Source organism: Trinickia sp. EG282A, from assembly GCF_040965455.1.
Lineage (GTDB): Bacteria > Pseudomonadota > Gammaproteobacteria > Burkholderiales > Burkholderiaceae > Trinickia > Trinickia symbiotica.
In genome coordinates, this window is record NZ_JBFRCC010000004.1 from 77,525 (window position 1) to 100,640 (window position 23,116).

16 protein-coding genes are annotated in these 23,116 nt (G+C 63.8%); all 16 read right to left on the reverse strand.

What is annotated here, in order from left to right; all coding sequences use genetic code 11:
* Positions 1–400: 400 nt before the first annotated feature.
* The 16 genes from AB4Y31_RS19710 to AB4Y31_RS19785 all read right to left on the reverse strand — a co-directional run bounded on the left by AB4Y31_RS19710 (position 401) and on the right by AB4Y31_RS19785 (position 23,115).
* Positions 401–5,800 carry an autotransporter outer membrane beta-barrel domain-containing protein gene (locus tag AB4Y31_RS19710; RefSeq protein ID WP_368675399.1) on the reverse strand — a complete coding sequence of 1,800 codons (5,400 nt, stop codon included), beginning with the start codon at positions 5,798–5,800 and terminating at the stop codon, positions 401–403.
* 924 nt (positions 5,801–6,724) lie between these two features.
* The gene (gene purF / locus AB4Y31_RS19715) at positions 6,725–8,272 is read right to left on the reverse strand and encodes an amidophosphoribosyltransferase (RefSeq protein WP_368675400.1); all 1,548 of its coding nucleotides are present in this window, start codon (positions 8,270–8,272) and stop codon (positions 6,725–6,727) included.
* A gap of 83 nt (positions 8,273–8,355) precedes the next feature.
* On the reverse strand, positions 8,356–8,850 hold the full coding sequence (locus tag AB4Y31_RS19720) for a CvpA family protein (RefSeq protein WP_018439799.1): 495 nt from the start codon (positions 8,848–8,850) through the stop codon (positions 8,356–8,358).
* A 9-nt stretch (positions 8,851–8,859) separates the two neighbouring features.
* Entirely contained in the window at positions 8,860–9,813 is a 954-nt protein-coding gene (locus AB4Y31_RS19725; RefSeq protein ID WP_368675401.1) for an SPOR domain-containing protein, read from the reverse strand.
* 33 nt (positions 9,814–9,846) lie between these two features.
* Entirely contained in the window at positions 9,847–11,157 is a 1,311-nt protein-coding gene (gene folC, locus AB4Y31_RS19730) for a bifunctional tetrahydrofolate synthase/dihydrofolate synthase (RefSeq protein ID WP_368675402.1), read from the reverse strand.
* 12 nt (positions 11,158–11,169) lie between these two features.
* Positions 11,170–12,042, reverse strand: a complete 873-nt coding sequence (gene accD, locus AB4Y31_RS19735) for an acetyl-CoA carboxylase, carboxyltransferase subunit beta (protein ID WP_020566089.1) — start codon at positions 12,040–12,042, stop codon at positions 11,170–11,172.
* 28 nt (positions 12,043–12,070) lie between these two features.
* A complete protein-coding gene (gene trpA, locus AB4Y31_RS19740; protein ID WP_018439803.1) occupies positions 12,071–12,871 on the reverse strand; it encodes a tryptophan synthase subunit alpha in 801 nt (266 codons plus the stop codon).
* A gap of 76 nt (positions 12,872–12,947) precedes the next feature.
* Complete coding sequence (locus tag AB4Y31_RS19745) at positions 12,948–13,802, reverse strand: site-specific DNA-methyltransferase (protein WP_368675403.1); 855 nt, start codon at positions 13,800–13,802, stop codon at positions 12,948–12,950.
* An 11-nt stretch (positions 13,803–13,813) separates the two neighbouring features.
* Entirely contained in the window at positions 13,814–15,007 is a 1,194-nt protein-coding gene (gene trpB / locus AB4Y31_RS19750; protein WP_368675404.1) for a tryptophan synthase subunit beta, read from the reverse strand.
* 67 nt (positions 15,008–15,074) lie between these two features.
* Positions 15,075–15,785, reverse strand: coding sequence for a phosphoribosylanthranilate isomerase (locus AB4Y31_RS19755; RefSeq protein ID WP_368675405.1), 711 nt, complete (start codon positions 15,783–15,785; stop codon positions 15,075–15,077).
* Between the two features lie 55 nt (positions 15,786–15,840).
* The gene (truA, locus tag AB4Y31_RS19760) at positions 15,841–16,638 is read right to left on the reverse strand and encodes a tRNA pseudouridine(38-40) synthase TruA (RefSeq protein ID WP_368675406.1); all 798 of its coding nucleotides are present in this window, start codon (positions 16,636–16,638) and stop codon (positions 15,841–15,843) included.
* A gap of 20 nt (positions 16,639–16,658) precedes the next feature.
* Positions 16,659–19,391, reverse strand: a complete 2,733-nt coding sequence (locus AB4Y31_RS19765) for a FimV/HubP family polar landmark protein (protein ID WP_368675407.1) — start codon at positions 19,389–19,391, stop codon at positions 16,659–16,661.
* A gap of 167 nt (positions 19,392–19,558) precedes the next feature.
* A complete protein-coding gene (gene asd / locus AB4Y31_RS19770; RefSeq protein ID WP_368675408.1) occupies positions 19,559–20,680 on the reverse strand; it encodes an aspartate-semialdehyde dehydrogenase in 1,122 nt (373 codons plus the stop codon).
* A gap of 340 nt (positions 20,681–21,020) precedes the next feature.
* Positions 21,021–22,088, reverse strand: coding sequence for a 3-isopropylmalate dehydrogenase (gene leuB / locus AB4Y31_RS19775; RefSeq protein ID WP_368675409.1), 1,068 nt, complete (start codon positions 22,086–22,088; stop codon positions 21,021–21,023).
* A gap of 135 nt (positions 22,089–22,223) precedes the next feature.
* Positions 22,224–22,874: a 3-isopropylmalate dehydratase small subunit gene (leuD, locus tag AB4Y31_RS19780; protein WP_368675410.1), complete on the reverse strand. Its 651-nt coding sequence runs from the start codon at positions 22,872–22,874 to the stop codon at positions 22,224–22,226.
* Between the two features lie 100 nt (positions 22,875–22,974).
* Positions 22,975–23,115 (reverse strand): hypothetical protein, encoded by a 141-nt coding sequence (locus tag AB4Y31_RS19785; RefSeq protein WP_018439813.1) that lies wholly within the window; start codon positions 23,113–23,115, stop codon positions 22,975–22,977.
* Position 23,116 lies beyond the last annotated feature (1 nt).

Sequence of the window (23,116 nt, forward strand, 5' to 3'; positions counted from 1 at the left end):
CTATTGCTTCAACGGTATACCGTTATTCCAGAATCACTGAAGTCGTGCTTGATGGGCAAATTATTTTCAATACGACTTTTTCGTGAAGAGTCAGATTTTTATTCAAAAACCAATCGATTTGAAATATACCTATTTTTGAGGCGCATTCACTCGCGCATGGTCAATTGAAATGCATTTTAGATCAGCGGCTACTGAGTGAACCTATCAATTCTGCTGGGGTGTAGCAGGCCGCCGACTGGACACCACGCAAGCTTGCAGGTAGGCGAACGTGATCTATTTGAGAGGCGGCCGGGAGGCGCCCTTAAGCAGCGGCGACTCCCTCGCCGCCGTTGAAAGGGGAATTTGCCCGGAGGCAAGCCCAACACGGACGGGAACCCCAGGGCCTGTGACGGATGCCGGACTAAAAGTCGTACCGCAGACCCGCGGTGGCGCTGATGTTGTTAAATCCGTTCCCGAGCCGGCGTTGCCCGCTGATCTCACCGTACAACGACAACTTGGGCGTCAGCATACCGCTCGCGCCCATCCCCAACCGAAGGGCCTTTCCAGGTGCCCCGACATCGAACACCGTTCCAGACAGATTCGTGTCCTGCGCACTCATCCAGGTCTGTTGGTACTGCAGGCGGACGTAGGGGATCCAGGAATCGGTCGAGGGGATGGGCATCGCGAAACGAACGCCGAGCCGCCCAGTCAATGCGCGCACGTCACCGGGCTGGGCGACGATACCGTCGACATCCTCGTGGGCCTTGAACCGCAGAACCTGGCCCAGCACCTGCACCATCGGCTCGATCTCGAGACCGTTCTTGAGGACGAAGGTGCGCCCGCCCTCCAGTGAGAAGTCAAAACCGTTTGCGACGACCCTTCCCGCGTTCTGGCTCTGCGTCGTGGTGACATCGCCCGAATAGTGCGCAGCGGAGAGCACTCCATCGACATACCAACCGCGATCATTGCGCCAGGTGCCGGTCAGCGCGAGGCCGCGCGCGTCCACCGTGGCCCGGCTGGACTCGACGGAGTTGGCGTCCGGATTGATCGTCGTCGAACCCAGGGTGACGGCCGCACCCAGCCGCATCTCCTGGTTGCCACGCATGAGGCGCAACAGATTGCCACCGATTTGGACGGCGTAGATATCCTGACCGAAGCCGTAGCCGTAATCGCGAAAGCTCAGGTTGCTGCTATAGCTGCTGCGGCTTGCCAGCGGGCGCACGAACATCTCGGCGGTTTCCCCCGGTTGCTGAAAGCGATTCAGACGCACGTCACCCAGCCTGCGAACGAGACTGTCTATCACGACACTCTCGTAGTTCAGCAGCGCTAGCGGAGCGACGAGGTAGGTGCTGCCTTGAGGGACGAGCACGGGGCGCCCGCCATCGCCGCCACCGCCGCCACCGTTATCGACGTTCGGATCGCAAGCGCCGGCATAGACACGACCGGTGGAATCGGTGCACGCCGTCTGCAAGCGGTAGTCCCATTGCACGGTCTGCCCGTCTCCCAGGAGGTTCTGCGATGGCATGCCGTTCGCGCTGTCCGGCCCATAGGCGAACAACCGATACTGGAAGGCGCTGCCCTCGCTGGTCACATAGTCCCGACTGAGCTTGAACGCGTTCTGTTCGGCGCTTCCGCCCACTTGCACCAGCGATATGCCTTCCTCCGGCATCGGCTTGTGATTGCCCGCCACGTTCGTATTGGCGCCGTTGCCGGTGGCTTGCACGTCCAGCACGGTCTCGCCTGTCACATTGCCGGCGATCAGTAGACGATCGGTGTGCTGGTTCGATGGGTTGCCACCTTCGTTCAGTTCCGTGCGCATCGTGACCGCACCGCCCCCGCTATACTGCCCATTGACGCGCAGACTGTGGTATGAGGGGCTCGGGCTCGCCGACGCATCGTCGATAAACTGCAACCGGCCCTGATTGCTCAAGCTCGACAGCGTGGCGTCGCCATTCACGTTCCACACGCTGCTAGCGTCGGTGGACAACGAGGCTGTAGCGCCGGCCGTAAGCACTGGCGTCCCCGTATAAGTGCTGCCGTCCAATAGCGCGACGGAGAGCGCGTTGCCGTTGCCATCGGCTTGCAGCACGCCGGATAGCGTCTGTCCGTAGGCGTTCAAGGTTCCGGCGCCGCTGGTCACGCGATAGAGCGCCTTGCCTGATCCAGCGACGAGGCTCGTATTGTGAAGCTCCGTTGTGCTGGTACCGTTCGCTACGATCGCGTCGCCATCGCTGATCACTGAACCGCCGTCGAGCCTCACCGTGGTCCCCGCGGCCTGCTCGATCGCAGGGGCGGACGCGTTCGTCGTGGCGGTGCCGTCCACGGTCGTCTGCGCGAGCTCGAGCGTTCCCGCGTTGACCTCGGCGCGCCCAAGCACGCCCGGCGAGCTTAAGGTCAGCGCACCGATGCCCTCCTTCGTGAGCGTCATCCCTGCGCCGTCGACGTTGCCCAAGCTGGCGGTGGCGCCCGCTCCTTCGACGGTGACGGTGCCGTCCTTCTGCATCTGCAGCGTGCGGCCGGATTCGAATGTGCCGCTGTTCGGCGAGATGATCAGGTTTCCACCGTTCAGCACAACCGCGCGCTCGTACCGGGGATCGCCGAGATTGTGATCGTTGTGGACGATCAGATCGCCGTCGTCGATGCGGGTGATGCCGACGTAATAGTTCTGCCCGTCGAGATCGAGCGCGCCAGCGCCATCTTTGACCAAATAGCCGACCGGGTCGGCCGGTTGCCAGGATGAACCATCGCCGCCCAAGTGGCCGCTTTCCGTCTGCGTACCGGATGAAATCGAAAAGTGAATGATGTCATCAGCGGTGATGACACCGCCCAGGCCCGCCCGGCCATTAGTGGAATCGGACACCGTCAGTTGTTGCCAGTCCTTGAGGCCGCCCGAATTGGGAACTTGCGAAAGATCCAGCCAGCCGCCATCCAATATGAACGCCCGGTTGAATGTGGCGGGATCGAAGCCGTTACCCTCGAGCGCGAGCACACCGCCATTGAGGATGGTCGCGCCGCTGTAGCCAAAGACACCGGCGTTGGAGAACACTTGGGTGCCGCCACCGTTCTTGGCCAAGCCGCCATTTCCGGTAATCGTGCCGGAGAAAGTCTTCGTCGTGCCGGGCACGGCGTTGCCCGCGTCAAGACCGTCGAGCAAGAGGTATTTGCCGCCGCTGCCGAGATCGACATGGCCGTTCCCTTCGATCAGTCCCGCCTGAAAACCTTCACCGCCCGGGACGACGCTTGCGACGCTGGCAGCCGCCGCGCTGATGTCGAGCTTACCGGCCCCTTCCACGTCGAAGAGACGGTGACTCGCCGAAATGTCGCTGCCTGACACCGCGAGCGTTCCGCCACTCACCGTGGTGGACCCGGTGTAACCGAACACATTAGGACCGGCCAGCGTCAGGGTGCCGCCCTGCACTTCAAGGCCACCGCTGCCCGTGATCGCACCGGAGAAAGTCGGCGTCGGATCGCTGGCCGCGCCGTGTACCACGAGGTTCGCCGAGCCAAGGTTGACTGTTCCTTGGCCGTCGACCGTGCCGAGATCGAATGAGCTGCCGTTGCCGCTGATGTCCAAAACGCCGTTCGGGTTGACTTGGAATGCCTTCCAATTTCCCGTATCGTCGCGGCCCACCGCGCCACCCTGGACCTGAAGCGCCCCATTGTTGATCTGAGTCGCCCCCTCGTAGTCGAATACGTGGGCACCCGACAGAACCTGCACCCCACCGCCCGTCACAGCAATACCGCCCGAACCTGCGATTGTGCCGTTGAACGTTTGGATACCGAGCGCGGATGGGCCGTCGAGGTCTAGGGTATTGGCGCCGAGGTTGACGATACCGTTGGTTGCGCCGGTGGTGTTGGCCGATGAAAGCAGACCGACGTTCAGCGCCGAAGTCCGCCCGCTCAAATCGAGCTTGCCGCCCGCCGTGTTTCCCTGGTCGATTCTGACGATCGACTGAGACGCACCGGTGCCGTCCTCATTGAAATCCAGTGTGCCGCCCTCCGCCGCCCATATCCCCGCGCCGCCAGTCTGTGCGCCCGCGCTGAACTTGACGGTGCCCCCTCGGGCCGCCTCAGCCGCCCAGGACTGCGGACCGAAATGGGCGGCATCGTTCTGGAACTGGCCCCCGTTGAGGGTAAGGGTGGCGTTCCTGGCGGCCACCGCCACGGAGTTCGTGCCCAACGCCTTGATGTTGCTCAACGCCAGACCGCCAATATCCCCTCCGATACCGACGGACAAATTCGTGCCGTCGGCAAGGACACCGAAGGCATTTACGCCGTCTGCCTCTATTACGGTGCTGGGGTCCAACGTCACTCTGAGCATGCCGGGCCCCGCGGGAGCGTAGTCGATGACAGCCGTGCCCGTGCCCGACGTCTTGAAGGTCACCCCTGTACCGGTGCTGAGCGCTCCTTGGACCAAGTGCAGCGCATACGAGGGTGCACTGGGATCGGTGTTCGTCGTCTCGTAAGTGCCGGCATTCAAAGTCACGGTGCCGCCTTGCAGATTCACCGCGTGCGCCCCCGGGCCGTTCGTCGTTACGTCGCCGCTGTAGGTAAGCGCACCGGCCTCCATTTCGATTCCGTGGGAACCCTCGCCGGTGGTCGTGATACTCATACCAGATGCGGTAACGGTGGGCTGAGCCAGACTCTGATATTGCCTCAACAATAGTCCGTAGCTATCGTAGAAACCCGGATCACCGGTGGTGGTGGTCTTCCCTCCCGAGGTACCGATTTGCAAGTTTTCCAGCGTGTTCGTGCCGCTGTAGGCGACCACGCCCACCGCACCATCCGCTTGCGAGGAAACTTGCAGGTTGGTCAGGGTGGTACTTTGAGTATTGAAGATGATGACGCCTGCACCATCCGTGGCGTTGGTGGTCACGATGCCTTGAGGGGCGGCGAGGCTGCCTAGGATGAAACTGTCCGTCCTTTGGCCTACAACTACGCCTTGCGAAGCTTTAATGTGCACGTCGCCGGTGAAATCGACGTGAGAACCAAAGTCGCTTGCCAATCCCTGCGACCACCACTTGCCAGTCGCAGCGGTCGTTCCGGTTCTGGCCTGGTCAGTCGGAATCCCGTTCCCCTGCGCGTCGACAGTCAGCGTCCCGCTACCCTGTAACCAGGCATCTCTGATGGCATTGACCCCATACGACGCCCCCAGACCTGTGAGCGTGATGCTGAGATTGCCGTCGAGCTTGGTCAGGCTGTCTCCGAAACCGGGATCGGTGGCACCGTTGATATTGGCGCCTTGCGTCAAGAGCCCCCATACTTGATTATTAACTGCGTTACCGGACATTTTGACGATCACACTGCTGCCTGCCCGGATGTCAAGGGCCGACGTGACGCCACTACGGTAGGTATTGTTCCCGTTGTTGAACAGGCCCTTGCTGTCGTTGTTGACAAGCTCAAGCGTTTGCGCGCCAGCAATCTCGACGGCATAGCTTCCCGCAATGGTTCCGGACCAGACGCCAATGCCGAAGCTCAGCGCCGTGTTACCCGTGTCGGTGTAGTAATTGCGACTAGCTGTTGTTAATGTCCCTGCCGCCGATTGTTCGACGATACCGCCGTGCGTAGTCTGCAAAAGGTTAGGCTGATAACACGTACCGTCTGTGGGGCTGGCATTTTCGACTACTGCATTGCTCAGCGGACTGCCGCAATAGCCAGGGGGCGAAGCCTCCGCCTTCTTGATATCGACAAGCAAACCGCAGTGCAGAATCATGGCTATCAACGCAACGAGGCGACGGCGAGGCGTCGCCGGTCGCGCCGTGTCTGCCTGCTTTGGCAAACCAAGGGTCTTTTGAAAAAAACGGCCGCGTGAGCCGACCATGCTCGATGTCGGAGATTCCACGAATCGCTTTGACGAGCCTATAGAATGCTTTTGATTTCTCACGCCGATGTCGCTTATATTTTGAGCGTTGAAAAGGGGCACGCCACTGGGGACAACGCGCCGACTAAAAATGCTTTTCAGTAGCCGGAGCGGACTCGTAGGTGCCGGGCGCTGCTCAACACCTCGCAACATCAAGGGTGTCTCGTAGCGTTCATACACTCATCGCCGCGAGGACGCGCGTCGCCGCGCCTCTCCACGGACAGCAAAAGCTGGCTCCGAATTTGGCGAGACCAACGGATCGTTCGCCGCCAAACGTCAACAACGAACACGCAGGAAACAGATCGCCCCTTATGGAGCGAGTCCAATACACAACGTGAACATGACCGGCGATATTAACGCAATGCCCAGCTCACAACGATCATCGGATGTCAATATCAGATTTTTCTCACATCATTTCGATCGCGTCGGATTTTCTATGACCCCATAAAAACCACAGTTATCATGGGCGAGTTTTTAATTTGAAAAGTTCGATTAAAAGACACATAGCGAGCCGTCACCTCGCTCCACCGCTTTCCATTGAGACATCAGCGACTTTATCGGCCGGCGCAAATTAGTGCGCCTCTTTAAACGCACTGTACTCGAAGATCGAGCTCGAAGACCTGGCAAAATAACTAGGTTTCACCGGCGGGTTGATGTGGCAACCTGTCTAGTCCATCAGGATAGCCGTAACTTCCGGCGCAGACCGAGCATGTCAAGGCGTGCGCGATCGAAGGTTAGAATCGATTTGCTTTGGATGCCATGGGTACCGCATAGGCAAGATAGATGCCCCAATGACGACAAGCCCGCTTGGCGTAAGCCGAAGCGGGCTTGCAAAAAGACAGCGCGTGATCACCCGCTCTCGATTACGCGGCCAAAAGCTGCCAACTACTCCACCGACAACTGCAAATGCAGCTGAGACCGCGTCACCGTACTATCGGTGACATCGCCGGCCGAATCACGATCGGCCTGAGAAGCCGGCGCTGTACGTGCGCGTTCGATGACGTCGAGATATTCAGTCGTCACGTCCCCTGTGATGTAATCGCCATCGAAGCAAGACGCCTCGAACCGCGACAGCGACGGATTGATATCGCGCACCGCCTGCTTCAGCGCATCGACGTCCTGATACACGAGGTAATCGGCGCCGATGATCTTCGCGACCTCATCATCCGTCCGCCCATGCGCGACCAGCTCGCCGCGCGTCGGCATATCGATGCCATAGACATTCGGAAACTTCACGGGCGGCGCCGCCGAAGCGAAGATCACCTTGTTCGCGCCCGCATCGCGCGCCATCTGCACGATCTCGTGCGAAGTCGTGCCGCGCACGATCGAATCGTCGACGATCAGTACATTCTTACCCTTGAACTCGATCGCCATCGCATTGAGCTTCTGGCGTACCGACTTCTTGCGCACCGCCTGCCCCGGCATGATGAACGTGCGGCCGACATAGCGGTTCTTGAAGAAGCCTTCCCGGTATTCAACGCCCAGCTTCGCCGCCACCTGCATCGCGGCGGGCCGCGACGAATCGGGGATCGGCATCACCACATCGATCTTCACGTCGGGCAGCTCGCGCTTGATCTTCTCGGCGAGATAGTCGCCCATGCGCAGCCGCACGTTGTAGACGGGCACGCCGTCGAGCACCGAATCGGGACGCGCGAGATAGACGTACTCGAAGATGCAGGGGTTCAGGCTCGGCTTCTCCGCGCATTGCTGACTATGCAGGCGGCCGTCGTTGTCGATGAAGATTGCCTCGCCCGGCGCGACGTCGCGCACGAACTCGAAACCGATGCCTTCCACGGCCACCGATTCCGACGCCACGATCCACTCCACCCCCTCGTTCGTTTCCTGCTTGCCGATACAAAGCGGCCGGATGCCGAACGGATCGCGAAAAGCCAGCAGGCCGTGGCCCGCAATCAGCGAAACGATCGCGTAGGAGCCGCGCACTCGCCGATGAACACCGGCCACCGCCTTGAACACGGTCTCGGGATCGAGTTGGAGGCCCGAAGTCGCAAGCTGCATCTCGTGCGCGAGCACGTTCAGCAATACTTCGGTGTCCGAATCGGTGTTCACGTGACGGCGGTCGATACGGAACATTTCGTCCTTCAACTGCCGCCAATTCGTCAGATTGCCGTTATGCGCGAGGATGATGCCGAACGGCGCGTTCACGTAAAACGGCTGCGCTTCCTCTTCGCTCGTCGCCGAGCCGGCCGTCGGGTAGCGCACCTGGCCGATGCCGACGGTGCCGGGCAGGCTGCGCATGTTGCGCGTGCGGAAGACGTCGCGCACCATGCCGTTCGCCTTGTACATATGAAATGTGCTGCCGTTCGCCGTGGCGATGCCGGCTGCATCCTGGCCCCGATGCTGCAACAGCAGGAGGCTGTCGTAGATCAGCTGGTTGACCGGGGAGTGGGAGACTACGCCTACGATGCCGCACATGGCAGGTCCTTCAAGAATACGAAAACCAGGTTGGCGCACGCGCCTCGGAGCCGTGAGGCCCGGAGGGCCCGCCCGTCATCGCCTCAAATCCGCACGTACTCGGCGAGCGCCTGAGGCAAGAACGGTTTCAGCTTGTGCACGCCGTCCACGGCATAGGGCCGCAGCAGCGCGTCGCGCCAGAATTCCTTTGTCGGCAGCTCGGTCAGCCCCGCCAGCGCGACGAGCACGAGCACCATCGCCACGCCGCGCGCAAAGCCGAACATCAGGCCGAGCGACCGATCGACGCCATTCAGCCCGCTAGCGGCCACGACGCGCGTGACGAGCGCGCCGAGCACGCCCGCGACGATCACCACGCCGACCATGACCGCGGCGAAAGCCAGCAGCCATTGCGTCAACGCACCGCCGGGCCAGTCAGCTGGAATATAGGGCACCAAACGGTCGACGTAACGGCACGCCACAAAAAAAGCCGCGATCCAGCCGATCAGGCCGAAAATCTCCGACAGCAAACCGCGCCACGCTCCGCGCAGCGCCGAAAGCAAGATGACGGCCAGTGCCGCATAGTCGAACGCGGTCAGCATGCTCACGCGTTACTGCGCCGCATTGGCCGTGAGCCCCGCCTCGCGCACTTTGGCGATGGCGGCCGAGGCCGCGGCGCGGTCGGGGAACGGACCCGCGCGCAACAGCGCCCGCGTGGATCCGTCAGCTTGCTTGCGGTTTTCGATGTATGCCGGAACGCCCGCCGCTTTCAGCTTGCTTTCCCAGCGGCGCGCGCTCGCGTCGTCGGAGAAGATACCGAGCTGAACGGCAAAACGCGCGCCCGGCGGTGCCGCCGGCGTGCCCGAATCGGCATTTGCCGCGCTCGGCGCGGGCATCGGCGTGGGCTTCGCGGTCTGCGCTTGTGTCTGAGCCTGCGGTTTCGCGGCCGGCGCAACGGGCGCCTGCTGCGCGGACTGCCCGGCTCGGGCAGTGGGCTGCGGCGGCGTTGCGGGCTTGGCCGACTGCGTCGATTCGGTCGATTTGGTCGATTTGGTCGATTTGGTCGATCGGGCCGTGGAGTCCGCTGACTGTTCCGCCTTCGATTGAGTCGATGCCTGGGCTTCCGATGCCTTTCCCGCATCGGCGCCCGGCGGCGTCACGCCTGCCGCGGCCTGCGCGCCCGTATCGGAATCGGGTGCGACGCCTGCCTGCGTGTCGGCCTGGTCGTCCGCCGCGCGGCGCGGCACACTGATGGGCCGATTTGGAATATCGATGGCGATGTCGTCAGTGACGGGCTTCGGGTGCGAATCGAGCACCATCGGCAGCACGACCACCGCCGCAATCACGAGCGCGATCGCGCCAACCAGCCGGCGGCGCGCGCGCTGCTTTTCAGGCAACGTCGGGTCGAGCAGCATCGCATCGGCGTCGTAACCGGTATTGCCCGCGGCGCTCTCGCCGCTGCGCTCCGTGCGGCGACGACGCGGCTCGCCGCGCGCGGAGGATTTGGCATTGCCGCCGCGCCGGCGCGGCGCGTCGTCTTTATTGCCGAACGAGAAAAATCCCATGAATCGCTGAATTCCTGGCGCGCCTCGGAACCGTCAATGTTGCCGCGACTTGCGGTAGGCCATCACACCGCCCACCGTATAGAAACTGCCGAAAACCAAGATTCTATCATCGTCTGTCGCTCGGCTCATGGCATCCTGGAAGGCATCGGCGGGGTTCGGGAAGCGCGTCACGCTGCTGTCGGGCCCATCCGTCACGCCGGCGCGGCGCAATTCCGCCTCGAGCAGCTCCGCGGAAGCCGCGCGCCCGATCGGCAGATCCGTCACACACCAGTGATCGATTTCGCCCTTCAACAGTCCGACGATAGCCTCGATGTCCTTGTCGCGCATGGCGCCGAAGACGGCGTACGTGTACCGGTAAAAGCCCATGCTGCCGAGATTCTGGGCAAGGACCGCGGCCGCATGCGGATTGTGGGCCACGTCGAGAATGATCGCCGGCCGGCCCGGCAGCACCTGGAACCGCCCGGGCAACTCGACATTGGCAAGACCGAGCCGCACGTCCTGCGCCGAAACCGGCAGTTGCGCGCGCAGTGCTTCGAGCGCCGCAAGCGCCGCCGACGTATTGATGAGCTGGTTCGCGCCGCGCAGCGCCGGGTAAGCGAGCGACGATCGCCGCAGACCGCGCCCGACGTAGCTCCATTGTTGCCGCTCGCTGCCGGCCTGGCCTTCGTAGCGGAAGTCCCGTCCGAAGAGCCACAGATCGGCCCCGATCGCGTCAGCGTGGTCGACAAGCGTGTGCGGGGCGGCGGGATCGGCGCAAATCGCCGGCTTGCCCGCCCGGAAAATCCCGGCTTTCTCGAGCGCAATCTTTTCGCGCGTGTCGCCGAGGTACTCGGTATGGTCGAGATCGATGCTCGTCACGATTGCACAGTCAGTATCGATCACGTTGACCGCATCGAGCCGCCCGCCCAAGCCGACTTCGAGAATGACCGCGTCGAGCCCGCGCGACGCGAAGAGGTGGAGGATCGCCAGCGTCGTGAACTCGAAATAAGTCAGCGAAACCGGCTCGGTCAGGCTTCGGCGCGCGGCTTCGACGGCTTCGAAATGCGGGAGCAGCTCGGCATCGGTGGCGCTCTGCCCGTCGATGCGCGCGCGCTCGTTGAACTCGAGCAGGTGCGGCGAGGTGTGGCAGCCGACGTGGTAGCCCGCGGCGAGCAGGATCGATTCGAGGATCGCGCAGGTCGAGCCCTTGCCGTTCGTGCCGCCGACGGTGATGACCGGACATGGGAGCGTCAACCGCAGCGCATCCTTCACCTTGCCGATGCGGGCGAGCCCCATGTCGATGCCGACTGGGTGTGCCGACTCGAGATGCGCGAGCCAGGCGTCGAGCGTCGAAAAAGTAGTCACAACGTCGTCGATTTACGCCACTGCGTCGGCCGGCTGCCGTGTCATCAGCGCGATGAGTCTGGCGATCTCTTCGCGCAGCTTGCGGCGATCGACGATCATGTCGATCGCTCCCTTTTGCAGCAGGAATTCGGCGCGCTGGAAGCCCTCGGGCAGCTTCTCACGCACGGTCTGTTCGATCACGCGCGGTCCGGCGAAGCCGATCAGCGCCTTCGGCTCGGCGATGACGACATCGCCGAGGAACGCGAAGCTCGCCGAGACACCGCCCATCGTCGGATCGGTCAGCACGGAAATGAACGGCAGCTTCGCATCGGAGAGCTTCGTCAGCAACGCCGTGGTCTTCGCCATCTGCATCAGCGAAAGCAGGCTTTCCTGCATGCGCGCCCCGCCCGAAGCCGTGACGCAGATAAAAGGCACCTGTTGCTCGAGCGCATTCGTCGCGCCGCGCACGAAGCGCTCGCCGACCACCGAGCCCATCGAGCCGCCCATGAACGAGAATTCGAAGCAGGCCACGACGACGGGCAGCGTATGAATCGCGCCGCCCATGACGACCATGGCGTCGGTTTCTCCAGTCTCGTCCATCGCATCCTTGATGCGATCGGGATATTTGCGGCTGTCCTTGAACTTGAGCGCGTCGACGGGCACGATTTCCTGGCCGATCTCGTAACGTCCTTCGGCATCGAGCAGCGCGTCGAGCCGCGCGCGTGCGCCGATCCGCATGTGGTGGCTGCATTTCGGGCACACATGCAGATTCGCCTCGACGTCGTTGCGGTAGAGCACCGCCTCGCACGACGGACACTTGACCCACAGCCCCTCGGGGATCCCCTTGCGGCTTTTCGGATCAGTCTGCTTGATCTTCGGCGGCAGCAGTTTATCGAGCCAGCTCATCGTCATTCCTTTTAATTGGTCTTGGAAGTCACGCCCCGTCGAGCGCGCGCCGCACTTCGGCGATGAATTCCGTCAGCGTCGTCACGGCCGCTTCGGGCGGCGTTTCTTCCAGCAGCTGCACGATACGGCTGCCGATCACCACCGCATCGGCCACTTCGGCCACGGCGCGCGCCGTTCGCGCGTCGCGAATACCGAAACCGACGCCCACCGGCAGGGGCACATGCGACTTGATGGCCGGGATTTTACTCGCGATGCTGGAAACGTCCAGATGCGCCGCGCCCGTCACCCCTTTGAGCGACACATAGTAGACGTAACCGCTCGCCACCTGGCTGACGGCCGCGATACGCGCGTCGGTCGACGTCGGCGCGAGCAGGAAGATCGGATCGACGCCGGCCGCGCGCATCCGCTCGGCGAAATCGGCCGATTCCTCGGGCGGATAGTCGACGACAAGGACCCCGTCGACACCCGCGTCCACCGCGGCGGCCGCGAAGGCGTCGATGCCCATGCATTCGATCGGGTTCGCATAGCCCATGAGCACGACGGGCGTCTTGTCATCTCGCTCGCGAAAGCGCTTTACGTCCGCCAGCACCTGGCGCAACGAGACGCCGCGCGCGAGCGCCCGCTCCGACGAACGCTGGATCACCGGACCGTCGGCCATCGGATCGGAAAACGGCACGCCGAGCTCGATGACGTCGGCGCCGCCCGCGGCGAGCGCATGCATGAAGTCGACCGTTTTCGACGGGTCCGGATCGCCGGCCGTGATGAACGGGATCAACCCTTTTCTCTGTTGCGCGGCGAGCGCCGCAAAAGTCTTTTCGATACGGGACATGATTTTTTCTCTTGAATCGGGTTGCATCGGCCGAGCCTTCGGTCGTCGGGCGCTTTGCATCGAGCCCGCGTCCAGTTCAGGCGACGGCACTCGCGCCGGAGCGCTCGCCGCAGGCCGCGGCCACGCGCTCGCGCGCAATCGCGCAATAGCTTTCGTTGATCTCGTAGCCGACGAACGCGCGCCCGTGACGCGCGCATGCGACAGCCGTCGTACCGCTGCCCATGAACGGATCGAGCACGCGGCCGCCCGGCGGGCAGCTCGAGAGCACCATCCGTTCGACGATCTCGAGCGGCTTTTGCGTCGGGTGGTCGACGCGCTCGGCATGTTGCCGATGCAAGCGCGAAACCGACCAGACGTCCTTCGGGTTATAGCCGAGCTCGAGCCACCTGCTGCCCTCGAAGAGCTTGCGCGAGCGCGCCTTCTTCGTTGCGGCGTCGTACGGGATGCGCACCGGATCGAGATCGAAGTAGTAATCCTTCGAAACCGCGAAGAAGCCGATGTTGTCGTGCACCGACGTGAAGCGGCGCGTCGTGCCACCCATGCTCGGCACGCGACGGTCCCAGATGATCTCGTTCACCATCTTCAGCTTCGTCTTCAGGAACGAGAAGATCTCAGGCGCGTACTGCCACGTGCAGAAAACATAGAGCGACCCGCTCTCCTTCAGCTTCGGAATCGCCAGCTCGAGCCATTGGCGCGTCCACGACAAAAACGCCTCCCCTGCCAGCATGTCCGAATCGTTGCCGTAGTCCTTGCCGAGCCCATAGGGCGGGTCGGCAACGATCAGGTCGATCGAGGCATCGGCGACGTTCGCGGCATCGGCCAGAAAATCGCGATGACGCAGATCGATGCGGGCAGGCACGGCCGCGACCGGCGCGGGCGCACTGCCCGCGGCCGGCTGCGGTTCGTCGAAGTCGTCGAGGACGTCGCGCATCGCGGCGAGGCTCAGAAGTGAATACCCGAACGCTCGGCGACGGTATGCATGTCTTTGTCGCCACGCCCCGAGAGGTTCACGAGCAGATGCTTGTCGCGTCCGAGCGTCGGCGCGAGCTTCGCCGCATACGCAAGCGCATGGCTCGACTCGAGCGCGGGAATGATGCCCTCGATGCGACAGCAATCGTGAAAAGCCTTCAGCGCCTCTTCGTCCGTGATCGTCACGTACTGAGCACGCCCGCTATCCTTGAGCCACGCGTGCTCGGGACCGACGCCCGGATAGTCGAGCCCTGCCGAAACCGAATGCGTCTCGATGATCTGCCCGTTCTCGTCTTGCAGAAGGTACGTCCGGTTGCCGTGCAGCACGCCAGGGCGGCCGCCCGTCAGCGACGCCGCGTGACGCCCCGTCTCGAGCCCGTCCCCGGCCGCCTCGACGCCGACGAGCTTGACCGCCTCGTCATCGATGTACGGATAGAAGATGCCCATCGCGTTCGATCCACCGCCGACGCAGGCAATGACGACATCGGGCTGACGCCCCGTCATCTCGGGCATCTGCACGCGGCACTCGTCGCCGATCACGCGTTGGAAGTCGCGCACCATCATCGGATACGGGTGCGGCCCGGCCACGGTGCCAATGATGTAAAACGTGCTTTCGACGTTGGTCACCCAGTCGCGCATCGCTTCGTTGAGCGCGTCCTTGAGCGTGCGCGAGCCGGACTCTACCGGTACCACGGTCGCGCCGAGCAGCTTCATCCGGTAGACGTTGGCCGCCTGCCGGCGCACGTCCTCGGCGCCCATGTAGACGACGCACTCCATGCCGAAGCGGGCGGCGATCGTCGCCGTCGCGACGCCGTGCTGGCCCGCGCCAGTCTCGGCGATCACGCGCGGCTTGCCCATGCGCTTGGCGAGCAGCGCCTGACCGATGACGTTGTTGACCTTGTGCGCGCCCGTGTGATTGAGATCTTCGCGCTTCAGATAGACTTGCGCGCCGCCGAGCAGCTCGCTCCAACGCTGCGCATGATAGATCGGCGACGGCCGGCCGACGAAGTGCTTCAGCTCGCGCTCGTATTCGGCGACGAACGCCGGATCCACGCGGAACTTCTCATAGGCGAGGCGCAGTTCGTCGAGGGCATGGACGAGCGTTTCCGCCACGAACGTGCCGCCGTAGGGGCCGAAATGGCCTCTTTGGTCGGGAAGGTTGTACATATTCGTCACTCCGATGAGCGGCGGCGCCGGCGCTCTGCCGGGACATCCATGCCGCGCCGCCTTCGATTCATCCGGCGTCCGCGTCGCGCACCGCGCGTACGAACGCCGCCATCCGGGCGGGATCCTTCACGCCCTTGGCGCCCGGCACTTCGATGCCGCTCGAGACATCGACAGCGAACGGGCGCACGCGACGAATCGCGTCACCGACGTTTTGCGCGTTCAAGCCACCACTCAAAACGGCCCGACGCCCGAGCTCTTCGGGGATAAGTGACCAATCGAAAATCTTCCCGCCGCCGCCGTACCCTTCGACGTGCGTATCGAAGAGCAGGCCGCCGGCTGCTGAATAATTAAGCGCCGATTCTACCAAATCGGCGCGCTTCGTATCCGCCCCGATGCGCAGCGCCCGCAGCCACGGCAGGCCGGCGAGGTTGGCAAGCGCCTCGCATTGCGCCGGCGTCTCGTCGCCGTGGAACTGCAGCATCGCGAGCGGCACGTTGCTCGTGACCTCGCTCATCCATTCGGGCGATGCGTTGACGAAGAGGCCGACCGCGGAAACGAACGGCGGCAGCCGCTTCACGAGATCGATGGCTTCGGCCACGCCGACGAAACGCGGGCTCTGGGGATAGAAGACGAGGCCGATCGCATCGGCGCCGAGCTCGACGGCCAGCTCGACATCGGATTCGCGCGAAAGGCCGCATAGCTTGACGCGCGTGCGGTGCGGGACATCGCCGGCAAACGGCGACGGTGAGGGTGTCGATGAGGGGGCGGTTGCGTTCATGGTCTCGTCTTCGCGGGCTTCAGATTACCTTGCTTTCGATGGGATTGCGTCAGCATCAGTCGGTCCAAACAACGCTCCACGGCACGCTGCCGAGGTTCGCGGCCGGCACGCCGAACGTTTCCGGATAGCCGACGTGCGCGAGATAGAGCCCCTCGGGCATGAACGTCGGCGCGGCGCGGTCCCGGTCGCGGCTGGCCAGGACCTCGGCGAGCCACGACACAGGGTAGCGCCCTCGGCCCACCGCGACGAGGCATCCCATCAGGTTGCGCACCATATGATGCAGGAACGCATTGGCCCGAAAGCGGAAGTGGATCAGGTCGCCGGCACGCCGGATGTCGATCTGATACAGGTGCTTGACGGGTGTCTTCGCCTGACATTCGGACGAGCGGAACGCCGAGAAGTCGTGCTCGCCGATGAGGCAGGCCGCCGCCGCGCGCATCGCGTCGATATCGAGCGGCGTATGGACCCAGCCGGCGCGGCCCGCGAGCATCGGCGAGCGGACCGGGTGCACGTGCAGCGCGTAGTAGTAGGTCCGCTCGAATGCCGAAAACCGCGCATGAAACGTCTCCGGCATCGGCTTCGCCCACTGCACCGCCACCTCGGGCTGCAGGAATGCATTCGTTCCGCGCACCCATGAAAAATCGGCGCGCTCGAGGTCGGTATCGAAATGCACGACTTGGCCGAGCCCGTGCACCCCTGTGTCGGTCCGTCCGGCCACGATCGTGTGGATCGGCGTGCACGCGAAATCGGCGAGCGCCCGCTCGAGCACATCCTGCACCGTCTTGCCGTGCGGCTGCGATTGCCAGCCGCAGAACGCCGTGCCGTCGTATTGGATGCCTAAGGCGATGCGCATCGGGCGGCCGTCTTTGTCGTTCACGACAGCGGAGCGAGCGTGGCGAGCAGCGCATGCGCCTCGGCGCGCGTGCCCGCGTCGTTCGATTCGATCACTTCGTGGATCAACGTCCGCGCGCCGCCCACGTCGCCGAGCGCGATGTACTCGTGCGCCAGCTCGAGCTTATTGCGGGCGATTTTGGCGATCTGCTCGGCCGAGAACATCGGTTGCGCGGGCGTGGCCACCGTCGTCGGCGAGCCCTGCCCGTCACCGGGCAAATCGAGGTCGAACGCCAGGTTCAGCCCGCCGAAGCGTGCGGCGCCGAGGCCCGCCACCGCGGGCGGCGGGGGCATCGGCTCGCCTTCAGGCTCGTCGTGGGGCTCGTGCGCCTCGTGTACCTCACGCGCCTCGTGCGCATTCTGGCCATCGTGCATCCGGTTTACGTCGGGCGCCTCGTGCGCGGGAGCGGCGGCGCGGTCCTCGCCAAAATCGGAGGCTCGAGCCCTCTCGATCTCACTATCGCCAAGGTGCGACTGTTCCTCGGGGAGCGGGCTATGCAAGGACTCGTCGAGCTCCAGCTCCTCGTCAGCCGAGTCTGCCGCACCGGCGCCAGCTGCCGGGTCCGGCGCCGAGGCAACATCGTCGACCCGAGACCGATCGTAGCCTTCAGCGCGAGGCGGCAAGGCCATATCGAGATCGTTCAGCGCATCGACGGCCTCCGCAGGCAGTACAGTGTGCGGCGGTTCGGATTCGCTGACATTTGCGACCGGCGGATTGTCCGCCTCGGCTTGCGCGGCGTGCTCCGTCGCGTCGCGCCCGTCGGGCGTCACCGCTGCCGCCTCGGCCCCTGCCGTGGCATCGGAGGTTGATGCATCGACGGTTGACGCGTCATCAGCAATGGCAGCAGCACTCGCCTCGTGCGTTTCTTCGCGTACAGGCGACCCCTGCTCATCGCGCTGCGCATGGGCTTCGCTTGCAGGCACAGCGGGCGGCTCGTCCTCAGCCGCTGGTGACGTTGCGCGAACCTCATCTGGAGCCGGCGAATGAGGCGTCTGTTCGTGCGAGCTCGAAGTATCGGGCGGGCCTTCCTCGGCGACGGCCGGCTTAGCGTCGTGATCCACGGACTGCCGTTGCTCGGCGGCGGCCGAATGCTCGGGCAACACACCTTCCTCGCGCTCATCGAGCACTGCCGGCGCAGCCGCTTCCCGCCCCTCGCCCGAAGGCGCGAACAGCGGGTTGTCGGGGTCGAGCTGGCGCCCGAGCGAGGCGATATGCAACCAATTGGGACCTTGACCGCCCGATAGATGCCAGATTCGCTGTGCGATTTCGTCGAAGCCCTTGATATTGCGACGCTCGGCGTAATGGCCGGCGAGCCCCATCAGCGCGCGTTTGCTCGTCGGTGTCCGTGCAAGGGCGGCGAGGTACTCGGCTTCGACGGGATCCTGGCTCGACGTATCGGCCACGAAGGGCTTCGCGGCGTCGCTCCCTTGCGTCGACGCGGCGCCGCCGGCGGCGGCCACTTCCGCCGACGCTGCGGCGCGCGCCGCTCGGCGCTTGCGGCCACCGATCGAAAAGCCGACGGCGAGCACGAGCAACGCCGCGACAACGGCCGAAGCCACGGCTGCGACGACCGGAATAGAACCGTGAGGGACGCGGATGCCGTAGTCCCCAATGCCGATGAACTGCTCGCCAACGGCTGACCCGCGAGCATTCGGGACATGAACGGGCGCAGGCGGCATGCCCGCCTGCGGCGCCGAGCCGCCTTGCGGCGCGCCCGTTGCTCCGCTCGCCGCATTCTCGCTGCTCGCCGATGATTCATGGGATTGCTTGGAAGCAAATCCATGCCGCTGCAGGTCCATCAGCACGCGGTTCTTCAGCGCGAGCAACTGCTGCAAACTCGAAAAACGCGGATGCGGCGTGCTGGCGGGTGATGCACCCGAGACTGGCGCGGCGGCTGCACCTGTGGCGGATGACGCCGCTCCGGGCGTCGGCGCAACGGCGGTGCTGCCTGTTGCACTAACCGGCGCTGGCGCGGCGACCGCGGGCGCTTCGCCGGTTCCGCTTGCTGGGGCCTGCGCGGAAGTGGCGGGCGCCGATTGGATCGTGCCGGTCCACGCATGTCCCGTTGTGCCACTTGCTGCCAGCGGCGCGCTTGCCGAAGCAGCCGCCCCTTGTGAATGCGGTGCCGATTGCGCGGCGCTGCTGGCCGCCGCGGCCGCAGTGGAAGCCGGCGCGAGGCTTGCACTCGCGGATTGGCCTGCCGATGCCCCCGCCGCTTTCTGCGCTGCGCTCGCTGACGCGCCAGCGGCCACGCCCGCGGACGCCGGATGCGAGGCGGTAGCCGAGGCCGTGCCGGCCGCCCCGGCACTCGCGACTGCCGCCGACGACGCCGAAGGCGCCGATGCGCCGCCCGCCACGGGTGCGCCCGACGCATCGAGCGGCGGCACGTTGAGGACGGCGCCGAGCTTCATGAGGCTCGGATCGCCGCGCATGAACGCGGACGGATTGGCGTCGAAAATCGCTTTCGCGGCGCGTGCGAGGATCGCTTTGTCGTGCGATTGCGTCGCGGCGATGGCGACATCGTTGAGCGATTGTCCGGGCTTGACTGTGTATTGCGTCGCTGCGGAGGCGGTTACGGAGGCAGCAGCGGCGCTCGCCGCATCGTCGGCGCGCGCGGCCGACGAGCCCAGCGCGCCCAAGAGCGCGCACGCGGCGACAGTCGAACGGGCAACAACACGCACGGCCCGCAGGCGGAGCGTCGAACGTACCGTCATGAATGCATTCCGCGCCACGAAGCGCGGCCTTGATTGGCGTTGTGGGAAGACAAGATTCGGTTCGGAGCGGCAACGAAAAAGGCGCCGCGGTGCGGCGCCTTTGCGGCTTTACGCGCCAGTCAGCGCGTAGTTTACGCGAGGACGGCCGGCAAGGCCACGCCATCGCCTCACTTGTCGAGCAGGATGCGCAGCATGCGGCGCAGCGGCTCGGCGGCGCCCCACAGCAATTGATCGCCGACGGTAAAGGCGGACAGATACTCGCCGCCCATCGCGAGCTTGCGCAACCGGCCGACCGGCACCGTGAGCGTGCCCGTCACGACGGCCGGCGACAAATCACGCATCGAAGCTTCGCGCTCGTTCGGCACGACCTTCACCCAATCGTTGCCCGAGGCGAGAATCGCGTTCACTTCGTCAAGCGGCACGTCCTTCGTGAGCTTGATCGTGAGCGCCTGCGAGTGGCAGCGCATCGCGCCGATCCGCACGCAGAGGCCATCGACGGGAATCGAGCCCGGCGCGCCCATGGCCGGCTTGCCGAGGATTTTGTTCGTCTCGGCGCCGCCCTTCCATTCCTCCTTCGACATGCCGTTGCCGAGATCCTTGTCGATCCAGGGGATCAACGAGCCCGCGAGCGGCACGCCGAAGTGCTCGGTCGGCATCGCATCGCCATTCATGGCGGCGAGCACGCGGCGGTCGATATCGAGAATCGCCGAGGACGGATCCTTGAGTTCGTCCTTTACGGCGCCGTTGAGCGTGCCCATCTGCGCGAGCAGTTCGCGCATGTTTTGCGCGCCGGCGCCCGAGGCGGCCTGATAGGTCATCGCCGTCATCCATTCGATGAGGTTCTCGCGGAAGAGCCCGCCGAGCGCCATCAACATCAAGCTGACCGTGCAGTTGCCGCCGATGAAGTTCTTCGTGCCCTTGACGAGCGCGTCCTTGATCACGTTCAGGTTGACCGGATCGAGCACGATGACCGCATCGTCCTTCATCCGCAGCGACGAAGCCGCATCGATCCAATAGCCGTTCCAGCCCGCCGCGCGCAGCTTCGGGAACACTTCATTCGTGTAGTCGCCACCCTGGCAGGTGATGATGACGTCGCACTTTTTCAGATCGTCGATGCTGGCGGCATCTTTGAGCTTGGTCTCGTTCTTGGCGAACGACGGGGCGGCGCCGCCCGCATTGCTCGTGCTGAAGAACACCGGTTCGATCAGGTCGAAGTCGCCCTCCTGCCGCATCCGCTGCATCAGGACGCTGCCGACCATGCCGCGCCAACCTACGAGACCTACATTCATGATTTACCCTTCGAGTGGACGCTTCCCCGCAATCTTGCCCGGCGTGACCGCGCGGGGAAGACGGGCGGGCACGGCGGACGATCAGCGTTTCGTCGTGATCGTTTTGGGGGTAATCGATTTGATCGAAATAATGCCGGCCGCGCCGATGGCGCCGGCAATGGCGAACCCGCCCGCACGAACAGTCATGCCGTCCAGGTTTGAAATCGAGGGGATTTGGGGGATTCGCGCCATCGCGACAGTCTACACGAAAATGCCGATTTTGCGTCGATTTTACGCAAAATCGGCATTAGATTCCGATCATCCGGCGCGCACCCGCACCGGTTTCGACTGGCGTCGGCTCCTACAGAGCAGCGAGAACAGCATCGCCCATTTCGACGGTGCCGACCTGCTTGCCTCCGGGCGTCGCGATATCGGCCGTGCGGTAGCCCGCTTCGAGCACTTTTTGCACCGCTTTCTCGATCCTATCGGCCTGCTCGGCCTTATTGAGCGAGTAACGCAGCATCATCGCGGCCGAGAGAATCGTCGCGAGCGGATTCGCGATGCCCTTGCCGGCGATGTCGGGCGCGGAGCCGTGCGAAGGTTCGTAAAGGCCCTTGTTGTTCTTATCGAGCGAGGCCGACGGCAACATGCCGATCGAACCCGTCAACATGGCGGCTTCATCGGAGAGAATGTCGCCGAACATATTGCCCGTCACGATCACGTCGAACGATTTTGGCGCCTTGACGAGTTGCATGGCCGCGTTGTCGACGTACATGTGTGAGAGATCGACGTCGGCGTACTCCTTCGCCACGTCGATCATCACCTCTTTCCAGAGCTGCGACGTTTCCAGCACATTCGCCTTGTCGACCGACGTCAACCGCTTGCCGCGCTTTTGCGCCGCCTGGAAGGCAACGTGCGCGATACGGCGCACTTCAGGCTCCGAATAGCGCATCGTATCGAAGCCTTCGCGCGCGCCTTCGAAGGCGCCGTCCGGCGCCTGGCGGATTCCACGCGGCGAGCCGAAGTAGATGTCCCCGTTCAGTTCGCGCACGATCAGAATGTCGAGCCCCGAAACGATCTCGGGCTTCAGCGACGAAGCGCCCGTCAACTGCGGATAGCAGATCGCAGGACGGAAGTTCGCGAAGAGCTGCAGATGCTTGCGCAGGCCAAGAATGGCCTGCTCCGGGCGCAGCGCGCGCTCGAGCGAGTCGTACTTCCAGTCTCCGACGGCGCCGAACAGGATAGCGTCCGCTTCCTTCGCCAGCGCGAGCGTCGAATCGGGCAGCGGGTGCCCCTTCGCTTCATAACCGGCACCGCCGACGGGCGCCTCCTCGAGCTCGAACTTCTCACCGAGCGCGTTGAGTACCTTTACCGCTTCCTTGACGATTTCGGGGCCGATGCCGTCGCCGGGCAGCACTGCGATCTTCATGCGTAATTCCTGTATTGCGTTGTTCGTTGAGATTCTCTAGTCAATCTCGAACCAGAGACGGCAGCAGCGGAGCAAGTAACGACCGCTTCGATCCGAGCCGCGGACATCGATCGACGAGCCCGCCGAGGATATGCGTCAGCGGACGATCCGATGGCCGAGCCACGGCTGCTTCGCGATCCGCTCCGCTTCGAAGGCGCGAATCTTGTCCGCGTGCCGAAGCGTCAGGCCGATGTCGTCGAAGCCGTTCAGCAAGCAGTACTTGCGGAATGCGTCGACTTCGAACGGGTACTCGCGACCATCAGGACTCCGAACGACTTGCGCGGCGAGATCGATGGTCAACTGATAGCCGTTGAAGGCATACGTCTCGTTGAACAGATGATCGACCTGCTGCTCCGAAAGCACGATCGGCAGCAAGCCGTTCTTGAAGCAGTTGTTATAGAAGATGTCGGCGAAGCTCGGCGCGATCAACGTGCGAAAGCCATACTGCTGCAGCGCCCAGGGCGCATGCTCGCGCGAGCTCCCACAGCCGAAATTCTTGCGCGCAAGCAGCACCGACGCGCCTTGGTAGCGCGGCTGATTGAGCACGAAGTCGGGATTGAGCGGGCGACGCGAGTTGTCCTGGCCCGGCTCGCCATGATCGAGGTAGCGCCACTCGTCGAAGAGATTGGGGCCGAAGCCCGAGCGCTTGATCGATTTCAGAAACTGCTTCGGAATGATCGCGTCCGTATCGACGTTCTCGCGATCGAGCGGCGCGGCAACGCCGGTATGCACGATGAATTTTTCCATGATCCGTCATCCAGATGGATATCGCCTCGGTTATGCAAGGCACCGCCAGCCCGGGCGTTGCCGGACCGGCGCGAGAATAAGCAACGTCAAATCGGGAACGTCATAGAGCGTGCTGAACGGTGCGGGCCGAATCGTGGATGTCCTGGCCGAAGCCCGCCACGGTATTGCAGCCCGCCATCGACATCAACGCTGCCAGCAGCAGAATCAGCGCTGCGCCGCGACCGAAAACACGAGCCTTCATC